General features: G+C 71.3%; 21 protein-coding genes and 1 pseudogene. 19 read left to right on the top strand and 3 right to left on the bottom strand.

Features of this window, described 5'->3' with window-relative positions:
* Window positions 1-137 precede the first annotated feature (137 nt).
* Window positions 138-2257: pseudogene (locus O7635_RS06035) on the top strand (PhoX family phosphatase).
* A 41-nt stretch (window positions 2258-2298) separates the two neighbouring features.
* Here the strand turns inward: O7635_RS06035 and O7635_RS06030 are convergent.
* A complete protein-coding gene (locus O7635_RS06030; protein ID WP_278079421.1) occupies window positions 2299-5004 on the bottom strand; it encodes a LuxR family transcriptional regulator in 2706 nt (901 codons plus the stop codon).
* An 83-nt stretch (window positions 5005-5087) separates the two neighbouring features.
* Here O7635_RS06030 and O7635_RS06025 point away from each other — a divergent pair, with 83 nt between their 5' ends.
* The 3 genes from O7635_RS06025 to O7635_RS06015 all read left to right on the top strand — a co-directional run bounded on the left by O7635_RS06025 (window position 5088) and on the right by O7635_RS06015 (window position 8765).
* Window positions 5088-5903, top strand: coding sequence for an alpha/beta hydrolase (locus O7635_RS06025; RefSeq protein ID WP_278079420.1), 816 nt, complete (start codon window positions 5088-5090; stop codon window positions 5901-5903).
* Window positions 5903-7087, top strand: coding sequence for an MFS transporter (locus O7635_RS06020; protein ID WP_278079419.1), 1185 nt, complete (start codon window positions 5903-5905; stop codon window positions 7085-7087). The genes O7635_RS06025 and O7635_RS06020 overlap by 1 nt, the downstream gene beginning before the upstream one ends.
* Before the next feature lie 136 nt (window positions 7088-7223).
* Entirely contained in the window at window positions 7224-8765 is a 1542-nt protein-coding gene (locus tag O7635_RS06015; RefSeq protein ID WP_278079418.1) for a PQQ-dependent sugar dehydrogenase, read from the top strand.
* 55 nt (window positions 8766-8820) lie between these two features.
* Here the strand turns inward: O7635_RS06015 and O7635_RS06010 are convergent, their stop codons facing one another.
* On the bottom strand, window positions 8821-10128 hold the full coding sequence (locus O7635_RS06010; RefSeq protein WP_278079417.1) for an aspartate aminotransferase family protein: 1308 nt from the start codon (window positions 10126-10128) through the stop codon (window positions 8821-8823).
* Between the two features lie 165 nt (window positions 10129-10293).
* On the opposite strand from O7635_RS06010, the gene O7635_RS06005 reads away from it, so the two are divergent.
* The 9 genes from O7635_RS06005 to O7635_RS05965 all read left to right on the top strand — a co-directional run bounded on the left by O7635_RS06005 (window position 10294) and on the right by O7635_RS05965 (window position 19448).
* Window positions 10294-11286, top strand: a complete 993-nt coding sequence (locus O7635_RS06005) for a Gfo/Idh/MocA family oxidoreductase (protein WP_278079416.1) — start codon at window positions 10294-10296, stop codon at window positions 11284-11286.
* Window positions 11283-12155 (top strand): Gfo/Idh/MocA family oxidoreductase, encoded by an 873-nt coding sequence (locus O7635_RS06000; protein WP_278079415.1) that lies wholly within the window; start codon window positions 11283-11285, stop codon window positions 12153-12155. The genes O7635_RS06005 and O7635_RS06000 overlap by 4 nt, the downstream gene beginning before the upstream one ends.
* A 6-nt stretch (window positions 12156-12161) precedes the next feature.
* Complete coding sequence (locus O7635_RS05995) at window positions 12162-13007, top strand: fumarylacetoacetate hydrolase family protein (protein ID WP_278079414.1); 846 nt, start codon at window positions 12162-12164, stop codon at window positions 13005-13007.
* Window positions 13008-13032: 25 nt separating this feature from the next.
* Window positions 13033-14646, top strand: a complete 1614-nt coding sequence (locus O7635_RS05990) for an ABC transporter substrate-binding protein (RefSeq protein WP_278079413.1) — start codon at window positions 13033-13035, stop codon at window positions 14644-14646.
* An 81-nt stretch (window positions 14647-14727) separates the two neighbouring features.
* Window positions 14728-15687 carry an ABC transporter permease gene (locus tag O7635_RS05985; protein WP_278079412.1) on the top strand — a complete coding sequence of 320 codons (960 nt, stop codon included), beginning with the start codon at window positions 14728-14730 and terminating at the stop codon, window positions 15685-15687.
* Complete coding sequence (locus O7635_RS05980) at window positions 15684-16562, top strand: ABC transporter permease (protein WP_278079411.1); 879 nt, start codon at window positions 15684-15686, stop codon at window positions 16560-16562. Before O7635_RS05985 ends, O7635_RS05980 begins: the two co-directional genes overlap by 4 nt.
* Window positions 16559-17593 (top strand): ABC transporter ATP-binding protein, encoded by a 1035-nt coding sequence (locus O7635_RS05975; protein WP_278079410.1) that lies wholly within the window; start codon window positions 16559-16561, stop codon window positions 17591-17593. The genes O7635_RS05980 and O7635_RS05975 overlap by 4 nt, the downstream gene beginning before the upstream one ends.
* The gene (locus tag O7635_RS05970; RefSeq protein WP_278079409.1) at window positions 17590-18585 is read left to right on the top strand and encodes an oligopeptide/dipeptide ABC transporter ATP-binding protein; all 996 of its coding nucleotides are present in this window, start codon (window positions 17590-17592) and stop codon (window positions 18583-18585) included. Before O7635_RS05975 ends, O7635_RS05970 begins: the two co-directional genes overlap by 4 nt.
* A gap of 11 nt (window positions 18586-18596) precedes the next feature.
* Window positions 18597-19448, top strand: a complete 852-nt coding sequence (locus O7635_RS05965) for an IclR family transcriptional regulator (RefSeq protein WP_278079408.1) — start codon at window positions 18597-18599, stop codon at window positions 19446-19448.
* Between the two features lie 8 nt (window positions 19449-19456).
* Here the strand turns inward: O7635_RS05965 and O7635_RS05960 are convergent, their stop codons facing one another.
* Window positions 19457-19834: a RidA family protein gene (locus O7635_RS05960; RefSeq protein WP_278079407.1), complete on the bottom strand. Its 378-nt coding sequence runs from the start codon at window positions 19832-19834 to the stop codon at window positions 19457-19459.
* 34 nt (window positions 19835-19868) lie between these two features.
* Here O7635_RS05960 and O7635_RS05955 point away from each other — a divergent pair, with 34 nt between their 5' ends.
* From O7635_RS05955 to O7635_RS05930, 6 genes are all read left to right on the top strand, one after another.
* Window positions 19869-21440 carry a D-aminoacylase gene (locus tag O7635_RS05955; RefSeq protein WP_278079406.1) on the top strand — a complete coding sequence of 524 codons (1572 nt, stop codon included), beginning with the start codon at window positions 19869-19871 and terminating at the stop codon, window positions 21438-21440.
* Window positions 21437-22270 (top strand): amidohydrolase family protein, encoded by an 834-nt coding sequence (locus O7635_RS05950; RefSeq protein WP_278079405.1) that lies wholly within the window; start codon window positions 21437-21439, stop codon window positions 22268-22270. The genes O7635_RS05955 and O7635_RS05950 overlap by 4 nt, the downstream gene beginning before the upstream one ends.
* Window positions 22267-23355: an alanine racemase gene (locus O7635_RS05945; protein ID WP_278079404.1), complete on the top strand. Its 1089-nt coding sequence runs from the start codon at window positions 22267-22269 to the stop codon at window positions 23353-23355. Before O7635_RS05950 ends, O7635_RS05945 begins: the two co-directional genes overlap by 4 nt.
* Before the next feature lie 58 nt (window positions 23356-23413).
* Complete coding sequence (locus O7635_RS05940) at window positions 23414-24247, top strand: PIG-L deacetylase family protein (protein ID WP_278079403.1); 834 nt, start codon at window positions 23414-23416, stop codon at window positions 24245-24247.
* Window positions 24248-24268: 21 nt separating this feature from the next.
* Window positions 24269-25579, top strand: a complete 1311-nt coding sequence (gene hisD, locus O7635_RS05935; RefSeq protein ID WP_278079402.1) for a histidinol dehydrogenase — start codon at window positions 24269-24271, stop codon at window positions 25577-25579.
* A 552-nt stretch (window positions 25580-26131) separates the two neighbouring features.
* On the top strand, window positions 26132-26545 hold the full coding sequence (locus O7635_RS05930) for a hypothetical protein (protein ID WP_278079401.1): 414 nt from the start codon (window positions 26132-26134) through the stop codon (window positions 26543-26545).
* Window positions 26546-26658 lie beyond the last annotated feature (113 nt).

Genomic DNA, 26658 nt, shown 5'->3' with positions numbered 1-26658 from the left:
TCGCCGTCTAGTAAGGACACCCTTACCTGCGGCTTCACGTCCGCGGTTCACATTGCGGTTTTTTCGCGTTTACCTGCTCTGTTTAGCGTGCGGCTGTCCTGACGAAGAGATTTGTCGACGGTTCGAGGAGAGCCCGAATGACGGACCAGATCCGCCGCCAGTTGCCAATCGTCGGCGTGGCGAAGGTTTCGCACGGTCGTGACCGCATGACCTGCCTGTACCGCTGCGGAAACGCGTGCGACCACCCGGTGCCGAATGGTTCCGATAACGAGTACTTCGGCGACCTCGTCAAGAGCGAGGTCTCCCGCCGCGGTGTGCTGCGCACCGGCGCCGTCGGCGCTGTCGCCCTCGGCCTCGGCGGCGCGGCGTGCTGAGCGCGAGCCCGGCGCTGGCCGCCGGCGAGCCCGCGCCCGCCGTGCCGCCGGTCGGCGAGTTCGGCATCCTGACCGAGCAGACCACCAACCTGACCTTCAAGGCCGTCGCCCCGAACCGGGTCGACGCGCTGGTGGTGCCCAACGGCTACGACCACCACGTGGTGATCCGCTGGGGCGACGAGGTCGTCCCGGGCGCCCCCGAGTTCAACGTGCGCAACCAGACGCTGGCCGCCCAGCTCAAGCAGTTCGGCTACAACAACGACTTCGTCGCCGTGCTGCCATTGGACAAGAAGGGCACGCGCGCCCTGCTGGTGTGCAACCACGAGTACACCAACGAAGACCTGATGTTCCCGAACTTCGTCAGCCAGGACGCGCTCACCGTGGAGCAGGTCAAGATCGCGATGGCCGCGCACGGCATGTCGGTCGTGGAGATCGAGCGGGTCGGCAAGACCGGCCAGTACGTGCTGGTCGACAGCGGCAAGCGCCCCTACAACCGGCGCGTCACCGCCCTGACCACACACTTCAAGCTGACCGGCCCCGCCGCCGGCAGCGACCTGCTGAAGACCGCCGCCGACCCGACCGGCACCGACGTGATCGGTACGCTCAACAACTGCGCCGGAGGCGTCACGCCGTGGGGCACGATCCTGTCCGGCGAGGAGAACTTCAACCAGTACTTCGTCGGCGCCGAGACGTCGACCGGCGACGCCAAGGCCCGGTTCAACCGGTACGGCATCGACACCACCAACCGCTACCCGTCGGGCAGCCGCAAGTGGGAGCGGGCCGACGAGCGCTTCGACCTGACCAAGAACCCCAACGAGGCCAACCGCTTCGGCTGGATCGTCGAGTTCGACCCGTTCACCCCGGGCTCGACCCCGCGCAAGCACACCGCGATGGGCCGGGTCAAGCACGAGGGCGCCAACATCATCAAGTCCAGGGACGCGAAGGCCGTCGCCTACATGGGCGACGACGAGCGGTTCGACTACCTCTACAAGTTCGTCTCGGACAAGAAGGTCGACGGCCGCAACACGCCCGAGGCCCGCAAGCACAACCTGACCGTCCTGGAGTCGGGCACGCTCTACGTGGCCAAGCTCGGCTACACCTCGGCCACCGAGATCGACGGCACCGGCAAGCTGCCGACCGACGGCGCCTTCAACGGCACCGGCACCTGGATCCCGCTGGTCAAGGACGGGAAGTCGCAGGTCGAGGGGATGACCGTCGACGAGGTGCTGGTCTTCACCCGGCTGGCCGGTGACAAGGTGGGCGCGACCAAGATGGACCGGCCGGAGGACGTCGAGCCGAACCCGGTCAACCGCAAGATCTACGTCGCGCTGACCAACAACACCAACCGGGGCGTCGGCACCAACCCGGCCGCCGACGAGGCCAACCCGCGCAACGCCAACAAGCACGGGCACATCCTCGAGATCACCGAGGACGACGACGACCACACCGGCACGACGTTCACCTGGCGGATCCCGATGGTCTGCGGCGACCCGACCGACCCGTCGACGTACTTCATGGGGTACGACAAGACCAAGGTCTCGCCGATCTCCTGCCCCGACAACGTCGCGTTCGACGGCGCCGGCAACCTCTGGATCTCCACCGACGGCAACGCGCTCGGCAGCAACGACGGCCTGTTCGCGGTGCCGCTGGAGGGTCCCGAGGCGGGGCACCTCAAGCAGTTCCTGAGCGTCCCCTACGGCGCCGAGACCTGCGGCCCGTGGATCACCGACGACAACAAGAGCGTGTTCGTCGCGGTGCAGCACCCGGGTGAGATCTCCGGCGCCTCGGTGTCGAACCCGGCCTCCAACTGGCCCGACGGCGACTTCGCCAAGCCTGGCATCGCGGTCACCTGGAGCGTCTGGAACAAGAACGTCGGCTCCTGAGCCAGTCGTTGCGAAAGGGCCGTCCCGCGGAGGCGGCCCTTTCAGCTTTCCGGGCGCAGGGCGTGCACCGCGTTGGTGAGCTGCACCCGCGACTGCACGTCCAGTTTCGTGAAGATCGACCGCAGGTGGGTGCTGACCGTGTTGGGCGAGAGGTTGAGCAGGCGCGCGGCGGCCTTGTTGGTGTGCCCGTCGCTGATCAGCTCGGCCACCTTGACCTCGGCGTCGGTCAGCGCCGCCCAACCCTGCTGCGGCCGCGCGGCGCCGGTCTCCCACCGGGCGCGGCGGGCGCCGGCCTTGCGCATGACCTTCTGCACGGTGATCACCGCGGCCTTGGCGCCGATCCCGTGGTAGATCGACCAGGCCCGGTCCAGCTCGGCGATGCCCTCCGCGCGCTTGCCGTAGGCCAGCAGCATCCGGCCGCGGTCCTCGGCGGCGTTGCCCCGCAGCATGGGCCGTGGGCTGCGCGCGAGCACCTGGTTGGCCTGCGTCAGGGCGGCCAGGTCGTGCCGCACCAGGCCGCGCAGCGCCAGCGAGACACCCTCGAAGCTGGCGACGCCCGGGTTGCGGGCGGCGCCCTCGGCGGCGATCGCCAGGGCCTCTCCGGTGAACCGCTCGTCGCCGGTGGCCCGACCGACCCGCACGAAAACCCGCATCCAGCCCGGCCACCACGGCCAGTCCGCGCGGGCGTCGCGGGCCTCGTAGAGCAGCGGCGCCAGGATCTTGCGCGCGTCGTCCGAGCGCCCGTCGCTGGCGGCGAGCCAGCCCTCCATCAGCGTCACGCCCGGCCGGCGCACGGACTCGTCGGCGGGTCCCTCGTCGCTCGCGGGCGCCAGCCGGTTGGCCGCGTCGGCGAGCTCGCCGCGCAGCACCGCGACCGCGCCGAACACCAGCTCGGCGTCCAGCTCGTGCTTGTGGTCGCCGATCTCGCGGCCGACGGTGATCAGCGTGCGGGCGCCGGCCTCGGCGTCGTCGAGCCGGCCGAGGTTGAAGTCCTGCCACATCTGGGCCGCGGTCACCGAAGGCAGGGTCGCTTCGACGCCACCCCGGTCGTCGCGGTGCGCCGCCTCCAGCAGCCTGCCCGAGTCCACGTACCGGTCGAGCAGTTGCAGTTCGACGATCTCCTCGGCGAGATAGGTCGTGTCGCTGACCGACCGCAGCTCGCGGAAGTAGGCCAGCGACTCGGCGTGGTGGCCGCTGTTGCGGGCCAGCTCGCCCATCGCCTGCAGGGCGAGCATCGTCGCGGGATGGTCGCGGACCTGCCGCGCGTCGGCCAACGCGGACTCGGCGGCCGCGCGGGCCCGGCGGGCGGGCTCCGTGCGGGTCAACGCCAAGGCGCGGGCCGCCCGCAGCCGGGCCTGCAGACCCGGTGAGACGCCGGGTGCCGCGAGCGCGTCGTCGATGCGGGCCACCGACTCCGCCGGCCGGCCGATCTGCCAGAGCGACTGCGCCGCGAGCACCTGGATCCGGCCGTAGGTCTCGGCGTCGCCCGTCCGGGCCAGCACGGCGTCGGCCACCCGCACCGCGTCCGCACAGCGCTGCACCCGGTGCAGCACGTCGACGCACCGCTCGCCGATGCCGACCCACGACCCCTGTGCCGGCCGCACCAGCGCGAAGGCCTGGAGGATCAGGTCGCCGGCGGTGTCCGGGAGCGCGGTGACCGCCTTGTCCGCGGCCTCGCAGAGGATCGCCGCACTCTCCTCGTCGCCGGGCGTCGCCGCGGCCTGGGCGTGCGGCGCGGCGGCCAGCGCGTCGCGCCCCGACGACAGCAGATAGCGCGCGCAGCGCCGGTGCAGCTCCTGGCGGGCCGATGTGGACAGTCCGGCGTAGACAGTCTCGCGCACCAGGTCGTGCCGGAAACGCAGCCGGTGCCCGTCGCGGGCCAGCAGACCGGACGCCACCGCGGCGTCGACGTCGGCGGTGCCCACCGTCGGGACGATCCGCTGCGCCTCGTCGATCGCGAACGACCGGCCGAGCACCGCGGCGAGCAGCACCACCGTCCGGTCCGGCAACGCGTCCAGCGCCGCCTCCACCGCGCGCACGAAACCGGCCGGCGGCACGCCGTCCGCGTCGCCGTGGGACACGCCGTCGAGGATCTGGTTCACGAGGAAGGGATTGCCACCCACGCCGTCGAGCATCCGCTGGGTGGCGGGGCTCGCAGGGTGGCCCAGCCGGTCCCGCGCGATCGCGGCGACGTCGGTGGGCGCGAGCGGCCCGAGCGGGATGATCTCCGTGCGCACGGCGGTCGACGCGGTCACGAGCTCGTCGGTCGGGTCGCGGGTGGCGAACAGCCACACCACCGGGTTGCCGGCCAGCCGATCGGGCAGCACCCGCAGCGCGAGCCGGCTCAGCTGGTCGGCCCACTGCACGTCGTCGATCTCGATCAGCACCGGCGCCAGCCGGGCCACCCGCTCCAGCCGCGTGCCGACCCGGTCGATCAGCACCAACGGATGGTCGGCGAGGCCGTCGAGCTCGGCCAGCGCGGCCGGGTCGAGCAGCGGATCGCGCCCGCTGCGCAGCGCCAGCAGCACCGGCGCACCGGGCGAGACGCGGCCGATCTCGTCGGCCTTGCCGACGCCGGTGCGAAAGCCCATCTGCCCGGCCTGTGCGCCGATCGCGTCGAGTACGGCGGTCTTTCCGATTCCGGCCTCGCCGGTGACCACCACGATGCCGCTCTGGCCGTGTCGCGCGGCCCGGCGCAGCGCCGGCATCGCCGCCGACATCGCCGCCGAACGTCCACGCAGAACCACCCGTGCCACCTTCCACAACCTAGCGAGCGGCGCTCACGTATTCAGGTGATTCGGGGGATGGGCGGGCGCGCTCTGCTGGCTGCATGGACGAGGAACGGTTCGACGTCATCGACGATCTGGGCATCCGGTACGTCGCGAGCCCCGTGGGCCGGGACGACCGCGAAGCGGACACCCTGCTGCTGCTGAGCCCGTGGCCGGAAAGCCTCTACGCGTACGCGCCGACCTGGCCGGCGTTGGCCGCCGACCACCCCGTCATCGCGGTGGACCTGCCGGGCTTCGGCCGCTCCGAGGGGCGGGCGGAGCTGATGTCGCCGCGCGTGATGGGTGAGTTCATCACGCACCTCGTCGACCACTTCGGCCTCGAGCAGCCACACGCGGTCGGCCCCGACGTCGGCACGGCCGCGCTGCTGTTCGCGGCGGCCGCACAGCCCGACCTGTTCCGCAGCGTCGTGGTCGGCGGCGGTGCGGCCACCCATCCGCTGACGGTGACGGGGCCGCTGCGCACGCTGGTCCAGGACGACGTCGGGCAGCCGGACGGCCGGCGGGTGGTGGCCGGTTTCGTCGGCGACGACCTGCCCCGCGAGATCCGCGAGGACTATGCCGCCTCGTACTCCGGTGACCGGCTCGCCGGCTCGCTGGCCTACCTCCGGTCGTACCCCGAGGATCTGGCGGCGCTCGACCCGCTGCTGGCGACGATCCGGACGCCGGTGCAGATCATCGCCGGCCGCGCGGACCCCTATGGCCTGGCCCGCGACGCCGAGGTGCTCAACGCGAAGCTGCCGGCCAGCCGTCTCGACGTGCTGGAGGGCGGGCACGCCGTGTGGGAGGAGCAGCCGGGCAACTACGCCGGCATCGTCAGCGACTGGGTGGACGGGTCCTATCTCGGTGTCGCGCCCTGATGAGCCGGCGGGCGGCGTTCGCGGGCTCCGCCGCCGCGTTCGCCGTGCTGTTCGTCGCGGCCGGCGCGCCGACACCGCTGCTGGTGGACCTGGCCGACCGCTGGGCCTTCGCGCCCTGGCTGGTCACCTTCGCGTTCGGGGTGTACGCGTTCGCGGTGCTGGCCGCCCTGCTGCTGGTCGGCTCGCTCTCCGACCACGTCGGCCGCCGGCCGGTGCTGCTGGGCGCGCTGACCGTCCAACTGGCCGCGATGCTGATGTTCGTGTTCGCGACCGACATCTGGTGGGTGTGCGCCGCCCGGGTGGTGCAGGGCGTCGGCACCGGCGCGGCGACGAGCGCGTTCACCGCGTCGATCGTCGAGTTGGCCCCACCGCGGCACCGCCGGGCCGGCGCGATCGTGGGCGCCGTCGCGCCGCCGGTCGGCCTCGGGGTGGGCGCGCTGCTGACCGGGGTCGCCGTGGAGCACAGCGGCAACCCGACCCGGCTCGCGTTCGTGGTGCTGGCCGGGCTCACGGTGGCGTCGATCGCGTTGGTCGCGCGGTCGCCGGAGACGGTGGCCCGCCGGCCCGGCGCCCGCCGCTCGCTGGTGCCGCACGTGCGCGTACCGCCACGCATCCGCCCCGAGTTCGCCGCGGTGACGCCCGTGCTGGTCGCCTCGTGGGCGCTGGCCGCGCTGTTCCTGGGCCTGGCGCCGACGATCGTCCGTGGTGTCTTCGCCAACGACGACGGCGTGGTGCACGGTGCGGTCGTGGCCGTCGCGCTCGCCGCCGCGGCGGTCACCGCGACCGTGCTCGGCCGCCGCACGGCCCGTGCGACGCAGACCATCGGCGCCGCGTTCGTGCTGGTCGGCGCCGCGCTGCTGGCCGCCGCGGCCTGGGCCGACCTGTTCCCGCTGCTGTGGGTGGCCGGTGCGGTGTGCGGCGTCGGCCTGGGCCCGTCGTTCTCCGGCGCGTTGCGCGCGCTCAGCCCGTTGGCGGCCGAGCGGGAGCGCGCCGGGCTGTTCGCGGCCGTCTACCTCGTCTCGTACGTGTCCTTCGGCCTCCCGGCCATCCTCGCCGGTGAGCTGATCGGGCCGGTCGGCCTGCTGCCGGTCACCGTCGGCTACGCGGCGCTGGTGGCGGCCGCCGGACTCGTCGCGCTGGTCGCTCAGGCGCGGCTGGGCGCGCGACCGGCGCTCGCGCGTTAGCCGACCTGAAGCGGAGTCGGGGTCGGTTCGAGCCAATTCACTATTTTGCGTTAAATGTCCTATCTGGCCGTAACCTGCCCGTGGCGAATTGGCACCGTGACGACATCAGGGACCCCTTTTGCCACAGGAGATGTCCATGCGGAAACCCGTGATCGTCGCGGCCACCGCGGTCCTGGCTGTCGCCTTGAGCGTCGCCGGGATCGCCGTCGCGGTGGATCGACCGGCCACCGGAACGAGCCGCGTCGCACCGACCGTCGACTTCACCAACCCGACCACGGCCGCGAGCAACCTGCGGGTGCCCTGGGGAATGACCTACCTGCCCGACGGCACGGCGCTGGTCGCCGAGCGCGACCGCGCCCAGATCCTGCGGGTCCGGCCCGGCCTGCCGACGCAGATCGTCGGCTCGGTGCCGGGCGTCGTGCCCGGCGGCGAGGGCGGCCTGCTCGGCCTGGTGGTGTCGCCGACCTACGCCACCGACAACCTGGTCTACGCCTACTACACGGCGGCCACCGACAACCGGATCGTGCGCTTCACGCTGGCGAACATGTCGGCGCAGACGCCGATCGTCACCGGGATCGCCAAGGCCAACGTGCACAACGGCGGCCGGATCGCGTTCGGCCCCGACGGCATGCTCTACGCCGGGGTCGGCGACGCCGGCGTCACCAGCCGGGCGCAGAACCCGGGCAGCCTCAACGGGAAGATCCTGCGGATCCGGCCGGACGGCGGCGTGCCGGCCGACAACCCGACGGCCGGCTCGCTGGTCTACAGCCTCGGTCACCGCAACGTGCAGGGCCTCGCCTGGGACGACGCCGGGCGGCTCTACGCGACCGAGTTCGGCCAGAACACCTGGGACGAGGTCAACCGGATCGTCCCGGGCGGCAACTACGGCTGGCCGGTGGTGGAGGGCAACTCGGCCAACACGGCGTACCGCAACCCGATCGTCACCTGGTCCCCCGCGGAGGCCTCGCCGAGCGGCGCGGCCATCATCGGCGACAGCCTGTTCGTGGCGGCGCTGCGCGGCAACCGGCTCTGGGTCGTGCCACTGGACGGCAACGGCGGCGCGGGTACGCCGACCGCCGCGCTCAACAGCCGGTTCGGCCGCCTGCGGACCGTGGAACGCGGGCCGGACGGGTCGCTCTGGGTGGCGACCAGCAACCGTGACGGCCGGGGCAACCCGACGCCCAGCGACGACCGGGTCTTCCGCTTCTCGGTGACGCTGCCGAGCCCGAGCCCCACGCCAACGGCCACGCCGACCGTGACACCGACGACCGATCCGACGACCGATCCCACGACGACCCCGACCGCGACGCCGACGACGGATCCCACGACGACGCCGACCGCGACACCGACGGTGACCACGCCCGCGACCGCCTGCTCCGTCAGCTACGGCGCGAACGCCATCGCCGGCCTGCTGCTGGGCAACGTCCGGGTCATCAACCGCGGCCCGGCGGTCAGCTCGTGGACGCTGACCTGGACGTTCGGCGGCAACCAGCGGATCACCAGCGCGTGGGGCGCTCGGGTCAGCCAGTCCGGCCGCGCCGTGACCGCCCGCAACGACAGCTGGAACGGCAACCTGCCGACGGGCGCCAGCGCCAACTTCGGCTTCCTGGCCAACGGCACCGGCACCGCCCGCCCGACCGACTTCCGCCTGAACGGCACCGCCTGCGCGGCAAGCTGAGCGGTCGCCGACGTCACCGCCCCGGGTCCACGCGGACCCGGGGCGGTGCCCGTTCCTACAGGCTCTTGAGCACCTCGCGGGCCGCTTCGAGGGTGCGGTCGACCTCTTCCTCCGTGTGGACGCCCGAGATGTGGTTGCGCTTCAGGGCCATCGGGAGCATGAGGAAGCCGCGGTCGGTCATGCCGCGGTGGAAGGCCACGTAGGCCGCGTTGTCATTGCGCAACAGGTCGCGGTAGCCGAGCGCCGGGCCGGCCAGGAAGTAGACCGCGAAGACGCCGCCGAAGCCCGCGACCGTGGCCTCGATGCCCAGTTCCGCGAGGATGCCGCGCAGACCTGACCGCATCCGTTCGCCCAGGGCGTGCGTACGCGTGTAGAAGTCCGGGTTCGCGGCCAGGTAGTCGATGGTGGCCAGGGCCGCGTGGCAGCCGAGCGGGTTGCCGTTGAACGTGCCCGCCATCAGCACGTCGCCGGTCTGCCCGTTGAAGTGCTCCATCAGGTCGCGCCGTCCGGCCACGCCGCCGACCGGGAAGCCGTTGGCCATCCCCTTGCCGAACGTCGTCAGGTCCGGGGTCACGCCGATCACCTGCTGGTAGCCGCCGAGCGCGTGCCGGAAGCCGGTGATCACCTCGTCGAAGATGAGCAGCGCGCCATGCTGTTCGGTCAGCTTGCGCAGGCCCTCGACGAACTCGGTCGTGGGCAGCAGCGCGCCGACGTTGTGCGGGATCGGCTCGAGGATGACGGCGGCGATCCGGTCGCGGTGCGCGTCGAAGAGCGCGGCGACCGAGTCGAGGTCGTTGAACTCCGCGATCAGGGTGGCGTCGACCGCCTGGTCGAGGATGCCCTTGGAGAGCGGATCCCGGCCGTACGCCTTGTCGGCGGTCGAGATGACGTTGCGGGCCACCGCGTCGTGCCAGCCGTGGAACCCGCCCTGGAACTTGATGATCAGGTCCCGGTCGGTGACCGCGCGGGCCAGCCGGATCGCCTGCGCGGTCGCCTCCGACCCGCTCATCGTGGCGATCATCGACTCGGCGGACGGGATGACCTCGACGATCCGTTGGGCGAGGCGCACCTCGGCCTCGGTGACGCCGATGCCGGTCAGGTCGACGCCGCCGAGCGCGCCGCGGATGGCGTCGTTGACGACCGGCGCGTTGTGGCCGAGCAGGATCGCGCCGAACGCGGCGTGGTAGTCGAGGTAGCGCCGGCCGTCGGCGTCGGTCAGGTAGGCGCCGTCGGCGGCGACGAACGCGTACGGCGTGCCGATGTAGCGGGTCGACGAGTTGACGCCACCGGGGATGACGGCCGCGGCGGCGTCCGCGATCGCCTTGCCGCGCGGTGAGTCTTGGGACGACGGAGGGGTTGACATGAGCGACCTCGTATCCAGTTGGGCTGGCGGAGCCGACGCTAGAACAACCCTCATCGACATGGCAAGGCGTTCCATGTTTTACACATGCGACCTTGACAGGGCTCCCCGCCGACCACAGGATGACCGAACATGAAACATCGTTCCGTGCCTGGGGAGGTCACGCCGATGGATCGGACCGGGATCGTGCTGGTGGGCGCCGGCTTCATCGCCGACGCGCACAGCGGTGCGATCGGTGCCGACCCGCGGGCCGAGCTCGTCGGGATCGTCGACGCCGACCCGGGCCGCGCCGCGGCGTTCGCCCGCAAGCAGGGCGGCATCCGGCAAGCAACCGACCTCGACACCGCGCTCGCCTGGCCGGGCGTCGACGCGGTCATCCTCTGCACTCCCAACGACACCCACGCGCCGATCGGGCTGCGGGTGGCCGCGGCCGGCAAGCACCTGTTGGTGGAGAAGCCGTTGGCCACCACGGTCGCCGACGCCGAAAGCCTGGCGGCCGCGTTCGACGAGGCCGGCCGGGTGCTGGTCGCCGCGCACACGCACCGCTTCTACGACTACGGCCGGGCGGTCAAGGCGACCATCGACTCCGGCGCGATCGGGCGCCCGAAGTTGGTCCGCCTGGCCATTCTCGGCGGCTGGATCTGGCCCGACTGGAGCGCGTGGGTCGGTGACCCCGCGCGGTCGGGCGGGCACGCGCTGCACAACGGCGTACACCTGCTCGATCTGGCCACCTGGTGGCTCGGCGCCGAGCCGGCGACCGTCTTCGCCCGCGGCCGCAAGCAGACCGCGGCGGAGCTGCGCATCTACGACTACCTGGAGATGGTGGTGACCTACGCCGACGGCACGACCGCGGTCTGCGAGATGAGCCGGGCCCACCGCCCGGGTTCGATCGCGCAGCGTGAGCTGCTGGTGACCGGCACGGCGGGAATCGTCGAGCAGGGCTGGGACGGCGAGGCGTCCCTGGTGTTCGGCGAGAGTGGCACGGCCGCGCTGCCGGCCGCCGGCGGCAACGGCTTCGCCGCTCAACTCGGTGCCTGGCTCGACGCGATCGGTGGAGCGCCGCCGGCGATGCCGGTCGCCGACGCGGTGCGGGCGGTCCGCCTCGGCGTCGCGGTCGAGGAGTCCATCGCGACCGGCCAGCCCGTGGCGGTGGCGGCATGATCCGCGTGGCACTGGTCGGCAACGCCGGCATCGGCACCCAGGACCACCAGAGCTCCATGTACGCGCCGGCCTTCCAGCGGCACAGCGCGTTCGCGCTCGTCGACAACCCCGACGACGCCGACGTCTGGAGCATCGCGCTGCCACTGGCCGAGCGGGGCAAGGCCGTCGCCGACGCCGTGCGGGCCGGCAAGCACGTGCTGGCCGACAAGCCGCTGGCGGCGACGCTGGCCGAGGCGGAGGAGATCGAGCGGCTGGCCGCCGAGCACGGCGTGGTCGTCGTGCCGGCGCACCATCAACGCTTCAACGCCGCGCTCCGCAGTGCCATCGGCGCGGTCCGGGCCGGTCGGGTCGGCCTGCCGTGGAACGTGCAGTGCGACTTCGTGGTGGCGGGCGGCGACCCGGCGCCGAGCGGAGAGCTGGTCAACTTCGGCCTCTACCCGGTCGACGTGCTGCGGGCGCTGCTCGGCCTCGAGGTCCGCCGGGTGCACGCGACCGGCTCGCCGGACCTGGTCACCCTGCTGCTCGACCACGACCACGGCGTCACCAGCACGGTCGTCTGCGGCCGGGTGCCGGCGCTGCGCGACGTTCCGCCGGGTGGCCTCGCGGTGCACCGCTACCGGATCAGCGGATCCCACGGCGTGCTCGCCGTCGACGTCCGCAAGCCCGCGCTGCAGGTCCGCACCACTGACACGAACGGTCCTGTGTGGACCGGCCCGGGAACGGTCGACGTGCTGCTCGACGTGCTGGCGGCGGGCATCGCCACCGGCCGGGCGGCGCTCGGCCCGCACGACGCGGTGCAGGCGCAGCGCGTGATCGAGGCCGCGCAGCGGTCGCTGGAGACCGGTGCGCCGGTCGAGACAGGGGAGTGAGCAACGATGCGACTCGTCACCTACCGCCGCGCCGGCGAGGTCCGACACGGCCGGTTGACCGACGACGACCGGGTGCTCGAGTTCGGCGACGGTGACCTCGAGGGTTACCTGGCCGGGCGGACCGGCGACACGGAACGGCTCGACATCGCGCTGGCCGACGTCGAGCTGCTGGCCCCGCTGCTGCGGCCCGGCAAGCTGCTCGCCGCGGCCGCCAACTACCAGGACCACGTCACCGAGACCGGTGGCGAGCCCCTGGAAAAGTCGCGGCTCAGCCCGCGGCTGTTCCTCAAGCCGCCGACCTCCATCGTCGGCCCGGGCGCGGCGATCCCGTTCCCGTCGGTCAGCACCGAGGTCGACTGGGAGGCGGAGCTGGCGGTCGTGATCGGCCGCCGGGTGCGCGACATCGCCGAGGCGGACGCGCTCGACGCGGTCGCCGGTTACATGACCTCCAACGACGTCTCGGCCCGCTCGGTCGACTACGGCTTCCCGCGGGACACCGACGACAAGATGGTCTGGTTCTTCGACTGGCTGGCCGGCAAGTGGCTCGACGGCTTCGCGCCGCTCGGACCCTGGCTGGTCACCGCCGACGAGGTGCCCGACCCGCAAGCCCTCTCGATTCACCTCGACGTCAACGGGGTGACGAAGCAATCAGGTTCTACAAAGGACATGATCTTCAGCGTGGCGGAGCTGGTAGCGCACGCGTCACGACTGATGACCCTCGAGCCCGGTGACGTGATCCTCACCGGTACGCCGTCCGGCGTGGGCGCCGCGACGGGTGAGTTCCTGACGGCCGGCGACGTGATGACCGTCGTCGTCGGCCAGCTGGGCCAACTCCGCAACACGGTGGCTTAAGACACCCCCCACTGAGAGGTCCACCATGTTCAGAAACCGGATACGAGCGGCAGTCGTCGGGCTGACCGTCGCCACCCTCGCGGTCGCCGGCTGCACCGGGCCGTCGACCGACTCCAGCGGCAACACGGGCAACGCCGCGAGCCGCGCCCTCAACATGTACCTCTACCAGGAGCCGGCGGGCGTGTTCAGCCCGCTCGCGCCGGTCAGCGGCCCCGACGGCCAGGTCATGTCCTTCATCTACGAAGGCCTGCTCGGCGTCGACCCCAGTTACAAGCTCCAGCCGCGGCTGGCCGAGAGCTACGAGGTGTCGCCGGACGCCACGACGTTCACCTTCAAGCTCCGCGCGGGCCAGAAGTGGAGTGACGGCACGCCGTTCACCTCTAAGGACGTGCTGTTCACCTACAACCTGATGGCGAACCCCAAGACCACCAGCACGACCGCCGGCAACTACGCCGGTGTCGCGGGCGTCACCGACTTCACCTCCGGCAAGGCGTCGAGCATCTCCGGCTTCTCCGCCCCCGACGACAACACGTTCGTCATCAAGGCCGCCAAGCCGAACTTCGGCCTGCTGGCCCTGATCGGCACCGTGTGGATCCTGCCTGAGCACATCCTGGGCAAGGACGCGCCGGAGTCGGTCGCCAAGAACGCGTTCTTCCGCAAGCCGACGGTCGGCATGGGCCCGTACACCTTCGTCGAGTACAAGACGAACCAGTACGTGCACGTCACGGCCAACAGCAACTACCGCAACCCGGCGAAGATCAAGGACGTCTACCTCAAGCCGATGACGTCCGACAACGCCACGGCCCAGCTCGGCAACGGCGGCATCGACATCGCGTCGTACTCGCCGACCGACCTCGAGACCGTGGCCGGCTTCCAGAACGTGACCACGCAGGAGAAGCCGGGCGCCGGTTTCGTGCGGATTGCGCTCAACCAGTCGAAGCCGTACTTCAAGGACGTCAAGGTTCGCCAGGCGTTCCTCTACGCCCTCGACCGCAAGCAGATCGTCGAGACCGTGCTCGCGGGCAAGGCCGAGGTCCGGCTCTCGAACTTCGCCAAGGCCAACGAGCCGGCGGGCCTCAACGACTATGCCCAGGACGTCGAGAAGGCCAAGCAGCTGCTGGCCGAGGCGGGCTGGGACAGCAACCGCGAGATCCAGCTGCAGTGGGTGCACGGGCAGCGGGACCGGGACGCCACCTCGACCATCGTGCAGAACCAGCTGGCGGCCGTCGGCGTGAAGGTCAAGCTGGTCAACATCCAGGCCGCGGAGATCCCGAAGACCTACACCGAGAAGACCTACGACATGGTCCTCTACGGCGGCGGCAACTACGCGGTGGACTCGTCGACGATCAACGGCATCACCGCCTGCGCCAACGCCTACCCGGCCGGCGGCAACATCAACTTCTTCTGCAACGAGCAGCTGGACACGTTGATGGCGGAGGCCAACTCGACCGCCGACGAGGCGCAGCGCAAGGCGCTCTACGACCAGGCCGCGAAGCTCGAGAACGAGCAGGCCGACCTGATGTGGCTCTACTCGCCGTACGGCCTCTGGGCCGTCAACAAGAAGGTGCAGGGCTTCCAGGCCCCCGGTTCGCAGGACACCTTGTTCTGGGACCCGGCGAGCTGGACGATCACTGGCTGACCCACAGCGCCATGATCGGGCCGGTCAACGGCGACCGGCCCGATCATGGTCCGCCCAACGAGTTCGAGAGGAGGGTTGGCGTTGGCCGCTTTCCTGGTCCGGCGACTGTCGATCAACGTGCTGGTGTTCTTCCTGATCACCATCGCGATCTTCGCTCTCGTCCACAAGACGCCGGGTGACCCGATCGCCATGCAGATCCCGGCCGACCAGCTGAACTCCGGCAGCGCCGAGTTCATCGCGCAGAAGCGCGCGGAGCTGGGTCTCGACCAGTCGCTGCCGGTGCAGTACTGGCACTGGCTGACCAACGCGCTGCAGGGCGACCTCGGCTACTCGCTGCTCAACGGGCGTCCGGTCACCGAGGTGCTGGGCGAGCGGGTCGGTCCGACCGTCGAGCTGATGGGCGTCGGCCTGCTGATCTCGCTGCTGATCGCGTTCCCGCTCGGCATCCTGGCCGCCCGCCGGCGCAACTCGTGGCTCGACTACGGCGCGACCGTGGTCAGCCTGGGCTCCGTCTCCATTCCGGTGTTCTTCGTGGCGCTCATCGTGATCTACGTGTTCACGCTGAAGTTCCAGTGGTTCCCGTCGTCGGGCATCTCCGATCCGACCAACCCGAGCCTGCTGAACACCCTGCACCATCTCGTGCTGCCGGCCGTCATCCTCGGCTTCGGCAACTCCGGACCATTCATGCGGTACGTGCGCAGCAGCATGATCACCGAGTTGAACGCCGACTACGTGCGCACCGCCAACGCCAAGGGCGCCCCGCCGCGCCGGGTCGTGCTCCGCCACGCGTTCCGCAACTCGCTGATCCCCGTGCTCACCGTCATCGCCACCAACCTGCCGCAGCTGCTCGCCGGCGCGGTGGTCATCGAGCAGGTCTTCGCCTGGCCGGGCATGGGCCAGCTCGCGGTCAGCTCGGTCAACCAGCACGACTATTCGGTGATCGTCGGGTTCGCCCTGCTGATCGCGATCCTGGTGCTGGCGTCGAACCTGCTCGCCGACGTGCTCTACACCGTCGTCGACCCGAGAGTGAGGCTGCGATGACCGCAACCACGGTCGCGGCGCCGGCCGGGCGCTCACCGGCCGCGGCCGCCCTGCGCCGCTTCCGCAAGCATCCCGCGGCGCTGGTCAGCATCGTGTTCATCCTGCTGGTCGTGCTCGCCGCCATCTTCGCGCGGCCGCTGTCCGGCCACGACCCCAACGCGATCGACCTGCTCAACGCCCGCTCCGGCCCGTCCGGCGACCACCTGCTGGGCACCGACTCGACCGGCCGCGACGTGCTGTCCCGCCTGCTCTTCGCCGGCCGGATCTCGCTCGGCGTCGGCATCGCCTCGGCCGCCATCGCGGTGGTCGTCGGCACGCTGCTCGGCGCGATCGCGGGCCTGCTCGGCGGCTGGGTCGACGGGCTGGTGATGCGGCTGGCCGACGTGTTCCTGTCGTTCCCGTCGCTCGTCGTCATCGTCGTGGTGGCCGGCATCCTCGGCCCCAGCGTGCTGACCATGGTGATCGCGATCGGGCTCTTCCAGTGGCCGGTCTGCGGCCGGATCGTTCGCGGTGTCACGCTCTCCCTGCGCGAGCAGGAGTTCGTGCTCGCCTCCCGGGCCACCGGCGCCGGTCCACTGTGGTTGATGCGCAAGCACATCATCCCGGCAGCGCTGCCCCCGGTCAGCGTCGTCGCCACGCTCGCGGTCGCGCAGGCGATCGCCCTGGAGGCCACGCTGTCGTTCCTCGGCCTGGGCGTGCAGCCGCCGGCGGCGAGCTGGGGCAACATGCTCACCGACGCGCAGAGCCTGACGGTGATCCGCAGCGAGCCGTGGCTCTGGCTGTCGCCGGGCATCGCGGTGGCGCTGACGGTGCTGGCCGTCAACTTCATCGGCGACGGCCTGCGCGACGCGGTCGACCCGAGGTCGGCGTCATGAGCGGCCAGACGTTAGGAACGGGCCGTTCCTATGCGGAAAGCGTCAGCAACGGACCGTTGCTTCGCATTGACGGGTTGAGCGTGGAGTTCCGCACCGCGGACGGGGTCGTGCACGCCGTTACCGACGTCAGTCTGGCGGTGGCGCCGGGTGAGATCGTCGCGATCGTCGGCGAATCCGGGTCGGGCAAGACCGTGACCGCGATGTCCGTGCTGCGGCTGCTCGGCAAGGCGGCGACGGTCAAGGCCGACGCGATCGCTTTCCGGGACACCGACCTGCGTACGCTCTCCGCCTCGGAACTTCGCAAGATCCGCGGTGGTCCGGTCGGGATGATCTTCCAGGACCCGATGACCGCCCTGAACCCGGTGATGTCGGTCGGGGCGCAGGTGGCCGAAGCGGTGGTGCTGCACCAGCGCAAGCCCGACAAGAAGGCCGCGTGGCAACGGGCGATCGAGCTGCTCCGGCTGGTCGGCGTGCCCGACCCGGCGCAGCGGGTCAAGCAGTACCCACACGAGTTCTCCGGCGGCATGCGCCAGCGCGCGATGATCGCGATGGCGATCGCCAACGACCCGGATCTGATCATCGCGGACGAGCCGACCACGGCGCTCGACGTGACGATCCAGGCCCAGGTGCTCGCGCTGCTCAAGAAGGCGCAGGCGGAGACCGGGGCGGCGACCATCCTGATCACCCACGACCTGGGCATCGTGGCCGAGCTGGCCGACCGCGTGGTGGTCATGTACGCCGGCCGGGTCGTCGAGACCGCGGGCGTCGGGGAGCTGTTCGCGGAGCCGCGGCACCCCTACACGAAGGGGCTGTTGGCCAGCCTGCCGCGGATGGACGTCGACGTCGACCAGCTCGACCCGATCCCCGGCAACCCGCCCAATATGGCCGATCCGCCGGCCGGGTGCGCGTTCCATCCCCGGTGCCCGATGGCACGGGAGGTCTGCGAGACCGACCGGCCGCCGTTGTTCGAGATCGGTGGAGGCCGGCGGAGCGCCTGTCATTTCCACGAGGAGCTGGCGGTGACCTCATGACGAACCTGCTCAAGGTCGAAGGGCTCAGCAAGCACTTCCCGATCCGGCGCGGCGTGTTCCGGCGGCAGGTCGGCGAGATCCGGGCCGTCGACGGTGTCGACCTCGAGCTGGACACCGGCGAGACGCTGAGCCTGGTCGGTGAGTCCGGCTGCGGCAAGTCGACGACCGGGCGGTTGCTGGTCCGGCTGCTCGAGCCGACCGCCGGGAAGATCATGTTCGAGGGCGCCGACCTGGCCACGCTGTCACAGCGCGAACTGCGGGCCAAGCGGCGGGCGATCCAGATCATGTTCCAGGACCCCTACGCGTCGCTGTCGCCGCGGATGACCGTCCAGGAGATCGTCGCCGAGCCGTTGCGGGTGCAGGGCCGCTACGCCGACGGGGGCGCCGACCGGGTCCGCGAGCTACTGGAGCTGGTCGGGCTGCGGCCGGAGCACTCCCGGCGCTACTCGCACGAGTTCTCGGGCGGGCAGCGGCAGCGCATCGGGCTGGCCCGGGCGCTCGCCCTGGACCCGCGGCTGCTGGTGCTCGACGAGCCGGTCAGCGCGCTGGACGTCTCGGTGCAGGCCCAGGTCATCAACCAGCTCCGTGGGCTGCAGGACCGGCTCGGGCTCGCGTACGTGTTCATCTCGCACAACCTGTCGGTGGTGCGGCACATCTCGCACCGGGTCGCGGTGATGTACCTGGGTTCCATCGTGGAAACCGGCACCCGGGCCGACATCTTCACCGCGCCCACCCACCCCTACACCCAGGCGCTGCTGTCGGCGATCCCGGTGCCGGACCCGACCGGACGGGACGAGCGTGAGCGGATCACGCTGGCCGGAGACGTACCCAGTCCGAGTAACCCACCGTCCGGTTGTCGGTTCCGCACCCGGTGCTGGAAGGCTCAGGATGTGTGCGCGCAGGAAGCGCCCGCGTTGATCGACCGGATCGGCGTCGGGCATCCGAGCGCATGCCACTTCCCCGAGGTTCCAGCCACCGTCGGCGGCGCGTAGGAGAGTCCACAATGCCGAGAGCACCCCGCACCTCCGTCGACGACGCCAAGCCGGCGTCGGCGAACTACCACGCCAACGCGCTCGCCCGCGGCCTCGCGCTGCTGGAGATGCTGGCCGCGGCCCCGGAGCCGTTGACGCTCACCGAGTTTAGCGAGTCGACGGCGTTGCCCAAGAGCACGCTGGTGCGCCTGCTGGCGGTGCTGTCCGAGATGGAATATTTGGTCCGCGTCGACGACCGTCCGTCCTACCGGCTCGGGCACAAGGTCCAGCGGCTGGCGGCGGCGTACGTGTCCACGCTGGACCTGACGGTGGTCGCCGAGCGCTACCTCCAGCCCGTCGCGGCCAGCACCGGGCAGACGGCCAACCTGGGCGTGCTCGACGGCGACCAGGTGCTGCACATCTGCGTGGCCGAGCCGGACCGGCCGCTGCGGTTCACCACGGCGCTCGGCGCCCGCGACCACACCTACGCCACGGGGCTGGGCAAGGTGCTGCTCTCGGAGCTGCCCGACGCGCAACTGCCCGCGGCGGTGCCGGCCGAGCCGTTCCCCGCGTTTACCGAGAACACCCTGGTCACCCTGGCCGACCTGCGCAAGGACCTCAAGAAGGTGTCCCGGCGGGGGTTCGCGCTCGACGACAACGAGCGCAGCGTGGGCCTGCGGTGCGTGGCGGTGCCGGTGCGGGTCGACGGCGACTGCCTCGCCGCGGTCAGCGTGTCCGGGCCGGCGGGCGAGTTCAGCACGGCCCGGCAGCACGCCTACGTCGCGGCCCTCGACGAGGTGGCCAAGGCCGTGACCGACGACCCGGACTTCGTCACGGCGCTGCGCATCGTGCACCGTTCCCTCCGGGTCGCCGGTCGCTCATGAGTCAGGCCCTAACCCACGTAGGCGATCGCCTCGATCTCGACGCGCACGTCGGGGTGGCCGAAGGCGACCACCACCGTGGTGCGGGCCGGCGGCGCCTCCGGGAAGCGGCGACGGTAGACCTCGTTGAACGGCGCGAACAGGATCGCGTTGGACAGGAACGCGCCGATCTTCACGATCTGGTCGGGGCGCGCGCCGGCGGCGGCCAGGGCGGCCTCCACATTGTCCAGTGCGCCGTCGACCTCGCGGGTGAAGTCGCCGATGTAAACCTTGTTCTCGGCGTCCGTCGCCACCTGGCCGGAGACGAAGACGAAGTCGCCGGCCTTGGTGGCGGTCGACAGCGGGACTACGGGTGCGGGGACCCCTTCGGGGTGGAACCTCTCGATCATTGGCACATGGAACCACATTCCATGTGGGTTGCCCATGGCTGAGGAGCTGCTGCTTTCCGGCGGGCTGGTGATCGACGGCTCGGGCCGGCCGGGCATCGAGGCCGACGTCCTGATGCGCTCGGGGCGGATCGTGGCCATCGGTTCCGGCTTCTCGGCGCCGGTGGTGCACGACGTCACGGGGCTCGTCGTGTGCCCGGGTTTCGTCGACATCCACACCCACTCCGACCTGACGCTGCTGTCGGACCCGCGCGGGCTGAGCAAGGTGCACCAGGGCGTGACCACCGAGGTGGTCGGCAACTGCGGCCTGGGCGTCGGGCCGGTGGCGCCGGGCGCGGCGCTCGAACCGATCCGGCAGGCGGTCGCCTATCTCGACCTGGATCCCGCGGTCGACTGGTCGTGGCCGGATCTCGCGGGCTATCTGGCCGTGCTCGGCGCGGCGGGCCCCGGCCTCAACGTGGCGACGCTGGTCGGTCATCTGGCGCTGCACGCGTCCGTGGTGGGCTTCGGCGACCAACCGGCCGGCCCGGACGAGATCGACCGGATGTGCGGGCTGCTCGGCGCGGCGCTCGACGCCGGCGCGGTCGGGCTCTCCACCGGGCTCGTCTACGCGCCGCTGCCCTACGTGCGCGACGCCGAACTGCTCGCACTGGCTTCGGTGGTGGCCGCGCGGGATCGGGTCTTCACCTGGCACGTGCGGAACTACGACGACGACCTGCTGGACTCGGTCGCCCAGGCGGTGGGGGTCGCTCGGGAAACGGGCGTGCGTACGCAGATCTCGCATCTGGCCGCCGTCGGCCGGCGCAACTGGGGCGCGGTGCGGCGGGCGCTCGACCTGGTCGACGAGGCCAACGCCGACGGCTGCGACATCGGCGTCGACATCTATCCCTACCTGCACGGCAACGCGCCGCTCTCGCAGCTGCTCCCCGCGCACATCCAGGAGGGCGGCCCGCTGGTCTGGGCGCCGCGGCTGCGCGACCCGTCGGTGCGGGCCGAGGTGCGGGCGGCCTGGGTCGACCGGCCGACGGGCTGGGACGAGCTGACGCTGAGCTGGACCAACCGGCCCGTGCCGGACCCGGTGGTGGGGCGGACGATTGCCGGGCTCGCGGAGACGGCCGGCGTCGACGGCGCCGAGATCACGCTCGACCTGCTGGCGGAGCTCGGCAACGGGGTGCTGATGACGGCCGGCGGTCGCAGCGAGGACGATCTGCGCGCGGTGCTCGGCCACCCGGCGGCCGTGGTGGCCTCCGACGGGCTCGCGCTCGACCCGGGCGGCGCGACCGGCGCGGGCGTCCCGCATCCCCGCAGCTACGGCACGTTTCCGCGCTATCTCCGGCAGTACGCCACCGACCTGCCGGACGCGGTGCGGCGCTGCACGTCGGCCCCGGCGGCCCGGGTCGGGCTGCGCGACCGCGGCGTGCTCCGCCCAGGCGCCCCGGCCGACGTGGTGGTCTTCGACCCGGACCGGCTGGCCGACCGGGCCACCTTCACGGCGCCGCACCAGTTCGCCGCCGGCATCGACCTGGTGCTGGTCAACGGCGTGGTCACCATCGACGGGGGAGCACACACCGGCGCACGCGCTGGTTTGATCCTGAAGGGCTCGACATGATCGACGTACACACCCATTGCCATCTGGCCGAACACTGGGGTTGCGAGTGGCATCGCAACTGGCAGCCCGTCTACGGCCACGAGTACGCGGACCGCACGCCCGAGCAGTACGACGAGGCGATGGCCGCGGCCGGCGTCGACCTGGCGTTCGTGTTCGGCATGCGAGCCACCCGGGCCGGCGTGATCACACCCAACGAGTACGTCGAGCAGTTCTGCGCGCAGACCTCGACCAACACGATCGGCTTCATGGCGCTCGACCTGTCCGACGCCGACGTGCTGGATCAGTTGGCCGACGGCATCGCGCGCGGGCTGCGCGGCATCAAGCTCTACCCGGTGCTGGCCCACTTCGACCCGCGCGACGAGGCGCACGACCCGTTCTTCCGGGCGGCGACCGAGGCCGGGCTGATCGTGCTCTGGCACATGGGCACCACGCCCAGTCCGGAGGGCCGCCTGGAGCTGACCAACCCGCTGCTGGTCGACGACGTGGCCCGCCGCCACCCCGACCTCAAGCAGATCATCGCCCACCTCGGCCACCCGTGGCAGCGCGAGACGATCGTCGTGCTGCGGAAGGCCCGCAACGTCTTCGGCGACGTGTCGGCCTCGTGGGCCCGGCCGCTCGACGGGTTCATGGCGCTCGTCCGGGCCCAGGAGTGGGGCGTCACCTCGAAGCTCCTGTTCGGCTCCGACTATCCGATGTGGACGCCGGGCGAGGCGGTGGCCGGTCTGCGGTCGCTGGCGTCGATGCGTCCGTCGGGACTGCCGGCGATCAAGCCGGAGACCATCGAGTGGCTGCTCGACGGCGACCCGCGCGAAGCACTGGGGCTCGCATGATCCCGCTGTCCGCGCTGCCGACCCCGGCGCTGCTGGTCGACCTCGACCGGCTCGAGCGCAACATCGCCGCGATGGCCGGGGCGTTCGCGGCTGCGGGCGTCGCGCTGCGCCCCCACATCAAGACCTCCAAGTGCTGGGAGGTCGCCCGCCGGCAGCTCGACGCGGGCGCGATCGGCTTCACCTGCTCGACCGCCGCCGAGGTGGCCTGGCTGCAGTCGCGCGGCGTCGGCGACCTGCTCTGGGCGCACATCCCGATCGGGCCCCGCAAGGTGGCGTTCGTGGTCGACTCGATCGCGCAGCACGGCGGCGGGCTGACCGTGTCGCTCGACTCGGTGGAGGCCGCGCGGCCGCTGTCGGCGGCGGCCGTGACGGCCGGGGTCACCGTGCCGTTCGTGCTGGAGATCAACACCGGGCACGCCCGGCTCGGCGTCGAGCCGGCGTCGGCCGTCGCGACGGCCACCGCGATCGCGGCGCTGCCCGGCCTGCGGCTGCGCGGAGTGCTGACCCACGAGGGACACATCTCGGTGCTGGCCTCGCGACCGGACCTGGAGCAGGCCGGCGCGGCGGCCGGGACGCTGCTGGTGTCGGTCGCCGATGCGCTGCGGGCCGCCGGACTGCCGGTCGAGGTCGTCTCGGTCGGGTCGACGCCGGGCGCGACCTCGGCGCCGTTCGTGCCCGGCATCACCGAGGGCCGACCGGGCACCTACGTCTACTTCGACGGCAACCAGACGCGGCTCGGCAGCTGCTCGCTGGACCAGTGCGCGCAGACGGTGCTGGCCCGCGTGGCGTCCGTGCAGCGGGCCGGTAGGCCGATCATCGACGCCGGCATCAAGGCGATGAGCTCCGACACGATCGCCGCGGCCGGTGGCGTGGGCGTGGTGCTCGACCGGGCGGACGTCACGTTCCCGGAAGCCAACGAGGAGCACGGGTTCCTGTCCGACGGCGGCGAGGTCCCGCTGGCGGTGGGCGACCTGGTGCGGCTGGTGCCCAACCATGCCTGCGGCACGACCAACATGTGGAGCCACCTGTACGCGGTGCGCGGCGACGTGGCGGTCGAGCGGTGGGAAATCTCCGCCCGCTACTGACCTCGCTCCTTATTGACATGGAACGGCGTTTCACGTTCGCTGGACAACCATGAAGGTCATGACCATCTACGCCCATCCGGCGGACACGATCACGAACTGCGGCGGCACCCTGGCCCGGCACGCGGCCGCGGGTGACGAGGTGGTCGCGCTGATCCTCACGCACGGCGGGCGCATCCACGCCAACCGCTACGCGGAGGAGTGGCGCAAGGACCAGCCGGACGCGTCGATCACCGACGCCGCTCTGGACGACATCGTCGCCCACAAGAAGGGCGAGCTGGAGCGGGCCGCCGAGATCATCGGCATCTCGAAGGTGATCACGCTGGACCTCGACGACAACTACGCGGCCCTCCGCGAGGACGTGGTCGACCAGGTCGCCGAACAACTCGCGATCGAGCGGCCGGACGTGGTGATCTGCGACTACCCGGTCAACCCGGTGGCGGCCGCCAACATGCACACGGTCGCCACCGTGACGGTGCTGGCGGCGCTCGGTCGCGCCGGCGCCTTCCTGCGCAACCTCGACGACCGCGCCGAGTTCCACGTCAAGCAGGTCTTCTTCACCTCGCTGCCGGTGATCGCCGGCGACGGGCTGAGCCTCTACGGCATGCGCAACGACGTCTACATCGACATCACCGACGTCGTCGGCAAGAAGGTCGCCGCGATGGACTGCTTCGACAGCCAGGGCTACTCGGGCCTGTTCGCGCGCAAGCTCATCGAGGCCAACAACGGTGAGAACGGCCGGGTGGCGGGCGTCAATTTCGCCGAGGCGTTCTATCGCATGAACAACGAGACGCACACGCTGCTGCCGGTCACCGAGGCGGCGCGCAGCGAGGACGTGCTGACCCGGCACATCACGTACAGCCGGCTCGACCTGCGGGCGACGTACCCGCTCTAGATCTGTTGGAGGTTGGTGGCCATGGCGGCGCGCTATCTCAAGTCGGCACCCCCGGTGACCCACGACGACGCCCAATCCCGCGGTGTACGCGAAACGGTCGCGGCCGTGATCGCGGACCTCCGCGCCCGCGGCGACGCGGCGGTCCGGGAGTACTCCGAGAAGTTCGACAACTGGTCGCCCGAGTCGTTCCGGCTCGGCGACGCGGAGATCGAGCAGATCGTCGCGACCGTGCCGGAGCAGGCGATCGCCGACATCAAAACCGTGCAGGCCCGGGTACGCGACTTCGCGCAGCGGCAGAAGGACTCCCTGCGGGACTTCGAGGCCGAGGTGTCCCCGGGCGTGTTCCTGGGCCAGAAGAACATCCCGGTGTCGGCGGCCGGCGCCTATGTGCCGGGTGGCCGCTATCCGCTGGTCGCGTCGGCCCACATGACGGTCGTGACCGCCAAGGTGGCCGGCGTCGCCCGGGTGGCGTCCTGCACGCCCCCGATCCGCGGCGAGATCCCCGCGGCCACGATCGCCGCGCTGCACCTGGCCGGCGCCGACGAGATCTACCTGCTGGGCGGCACCCAGGCGGTGGCCGCGATGGCCCTCGGCACGGAGACCATCGGCAAGGTCGACCTGCTGGCCGGCCCGGGCAACGCCTACGTGGCGGAGGCGAAGCGGCAGCTCTTCGGTGAGGTGGGCATCGACCTGTTCGCCGGCCCGACCGAGATCCTCGTGATCGCCGACGGCGCCGCGGACCCGTTCGTGGTCGCGGTCGACCTGCTCAGCCAGGCCGAACACGGTCCGGACTCGCCCGCCATCCTGATCACGGACTCGGAGCCCCTGGCCCGCGAGGTCATGGCCCTGATCGAGCAGATCCTGCCGGGCATGCCCACCCGCGACTTCGCGGCGCCGGCCTGGCGCGACCACGGCGAGGTGGCGGTGGTCGCGGACCTGGCGGAGGCTTTCGCGCTGGCCGACGAGTACGCGTCGGAACACGTCCAGGTCCTGACCGCGTCCCCGCGGGACGCGCTGACCGCGATGCGCAACTACGGCGCCCTGTTCCTGGGTGAGGAAACCTGCGTCTCCTACGGCGACAAGGTCATCGGCACGAACCACACGCTGCCGACACGCGGCGCGGCCCGCTACACGGGCGGCCTGTGGGTCGGCAAGTACCTGAAAACGGTCACCTACCAGGAAGTCACCAACCGCGAAGCAAGCGTCGACCTGGGCCGCCTGTGCGGCCGAGCGGCCCGAGTGGAACTCTTCGAGGGCCACGCCCGCTCCGGCGACGTCCGCGCCCACAAGTACGCGGGCGACCCCCTTCCCTGGGCACCCACCGCTTCTTGATTCGCACTGCGGGTGCGGGGCTGGGAACTCTCGTGCCCTGCACCCGGTGCTCCCAACCCGCGCTGCTGAAGCGGCGCTGGCTGCGCCGTCGCACCTGCTTGTCCGTTGCACATCAACGCGGCTCCCGCTTGCGGGTGCTTCCCGTCGACCGCACATGCTTCCGCATGTACGCACATGCCAAAGCGTGTACCGCCGGCGAAGCACGTCGTCGCTCCGGCGGCGCGAAGGCGCCGGGGAGGCCGGCGCGTATCGGTCCTGGGCCCGACGGGGCCGACCGCCGCCGACCGGGCCTGGTGGGTCGGCACGCGTAGGGTCCCGCGTCGCCACGGACATCCCCGACGCCGGTGTACCACTGCATGCTGGCTTCGCCGAATTTGATCCACTAGGCCGGGAGCGAGCGGCCCGCGCGATCGGGGCGGGTCGTTGTGCCGAATGCATGGCCACGAACGCGGGGCCTCACCGCAGCGGCCGGCCTTGAACCCAGTGCGGCCTTGCGGTTCGCGTGGTGCTGATCTCCTCGACTGATGAGGTCCGGTCCGGGAGCATGTGCTCGTGAGTTTCAGCCTTGTGGTGGTGGCGATCGATCCCAACGCGCCCGACGAGCAGGTGCGTGCGATGGTGCGGCGTTGCCATAGCGGCAGCCACGTCGAAGGCGAGTTGGATGACCGGATCGTTGGCTTCTACGAGAGCCTGCGGTCGCGGTATCCCGACTCGCCGCCCCACGGCGAGGACTCGCCGTGGATGTCGATGCCGCTGGATGTGGGCATCGATCACGTCAGCATGCAGCTGAGCTATTCCCAGTGCGGCGACGCGGCGCTGAGCCTGATCGACGAACTCGCCCAGTGGCACGCACTCACGATCTACGACCCTCAGGACGACGCGGTCACCCGGCCGCAGGATGTCAGGATCCCGCCCGATCCGGCGCTCGTGGCGACGTGGGAGTCGTTGCGGACGCCCGAGAGCTGAGTTGCCCGCCAGGGTGACCTCGCGGGGCCGGCTGGCCTCGAGGTTGCGAGCGGTGCGGGTTGGGGTGAGGGTGACCGGGCGCGGGGGTGGCAGCGGAGCGGTGTCTGGCGGGA

The organism is Asanoa sp. WMMD1127 (assembly GCF_029626225.1).
Taxonomy (GTDB): Bacteria; Actinomycetota; Actinomycetes; order Mycobacteriales; family Micromonosporaceae; genus Asanoa.
Note: the sequence above shows the minus strand (reverse complement) of the source record. Positions and strands in the feature narration are given on the sequence as shown.

What these genes read in the sequence shown, in the direction of transcription:
- O7635_RS06025 (WP_278079420.1), top strand. Translation starts at nt 5,088, where the DNA reads ATGGACGAGGAACGGTTCGACGTCATCGACGATCTGGGCATCCGGTAC.
- O7635_RS06020 (WP_278079419.1), top strand. Translation starts at nt 5,903, where the DNA reads ATGAGCCGGCGGGCGGCGTTCGCGGGCTCCGCCGCCGCGTTCGCCGTG.
- O7635_RS06015 (WP_278079418.1), top strand. Translation starts at nt 7,224, where the DNA reads ATGCGGAAACCCGTGATCGTCGCGGCCACCGCGGTCCTGGCTGTCGCC.
- O7635_RS06010 (WP_278079417.1), bottom strand. Translation starts at nt 10,128, where the DNA reads ATGTCAACCCCTCCGTCGTCCCAAGACTCACCGCGCGGCAAGGCGATC.
- O7635_RS06005 (WP_278079416.1), top strand. Translation starts at nt 10,294, where the DNA reads ATGGATCGGACCGGGATCGTGCTGGTGGGCGCCGGCTTCATCGCCGAC.
- O7635_RS06000 (WP_278079415.1), top strand. Translation starts at nt 11,283, where the DNA reads ATGATCCGCGTGGCACTGGTCGGCAACGCCGGCATCGGCACCCAGGAC.
- O7635_RS05995 (WP_278079414.1), top strand. Translation starts at nt 12,162, where the DNA reads ATGCGACTCGTCACCTACCGCCGCGCCGGCGAGGTCCGACACGGCCGG.
- O7635_RS05990 (WP_278079413.1), top strand. Translation starts at nt 13,033, where the DNA reads ATGTTCAGAAACCGGATACGAGCGGCAGTCGTCGGGCTGACCGTCGCC.
- O7635_RS05980 (WP_278079411.1), top strand. Translation starts at nt 15,684, where the DNA reads ATGACCGCAACCACGGTCGCGGCGCCGGCCGGGCGCTCACCGGCCGCG.
- O7635_RS05975 (WP_278079410.1), top strand. Translation starts at nt 16,559, where the DNA reads ATGAGCGGCCAGACGTTAGGAACGGGCCGTTCCTATGCGGAAAGCGTC.
- O7635_RS05970 (WP_278079409.1), top strand. Translation starts at nt 17,590, where the DNA reads ATGACGAACCTGCTCAAGGTCGAAGGGCTCAGCAAGCACTTCCCGATC.
- O7635_RS05965 (WP_278079408.1), top strand. Translation starts at nt 18,597, where the DNA reads ATGCCGAGAGCACCCCGCACCTCCGTCGACGACGCCAAGCCGGCGTCG.
- O7635_RS05960 (WP_278079407.1), bottom strand. Translation starts at nt 19,834, where the DNA reads ATGATCGAGAGGTTCCACCCCGAAGGGGTCCCCGCACCCGTAGTCCCG.
- O7635_RS05955 (WP_278079406.1), top strand. Translation starts at nt 19,869, where the DNA reads ATGGCTGAGGAGCTGCTGCTTTCCGGCGGGCTGGTGATCGACGGCTCG.
- O7635_RS05950 (WP_278079405.1), top strand. Translation starts at nt 21,437, where the DNA reads ATGATCGACGTACACACCCATTGCCATCTGGCCGAACACTGGGGTTGC.
- O7635_RS05945 (WP_278079404.1), top strand. Translation starts at nt 22,267, where the DNA reads ATGATCCCGCTGTCCGCGCTGCCGACCCCGGCGCTGCTGGTCGACCTC.
- O7635_RS05940 (WP_278079403.1), top strand. Translation starts at nt 23,414, where the DNA reads ATGACCATCTACGCCCATCCGGCGGACACGATCACGAACTGCGGCGGC.
- hisD (WP_278079402.1), top strand. Translation starts at nt 24,269, where the DNA reads ATGGCGGCGCGCTATCTCAAGTCGGCACCCCCGGTGACCCACGACGAC.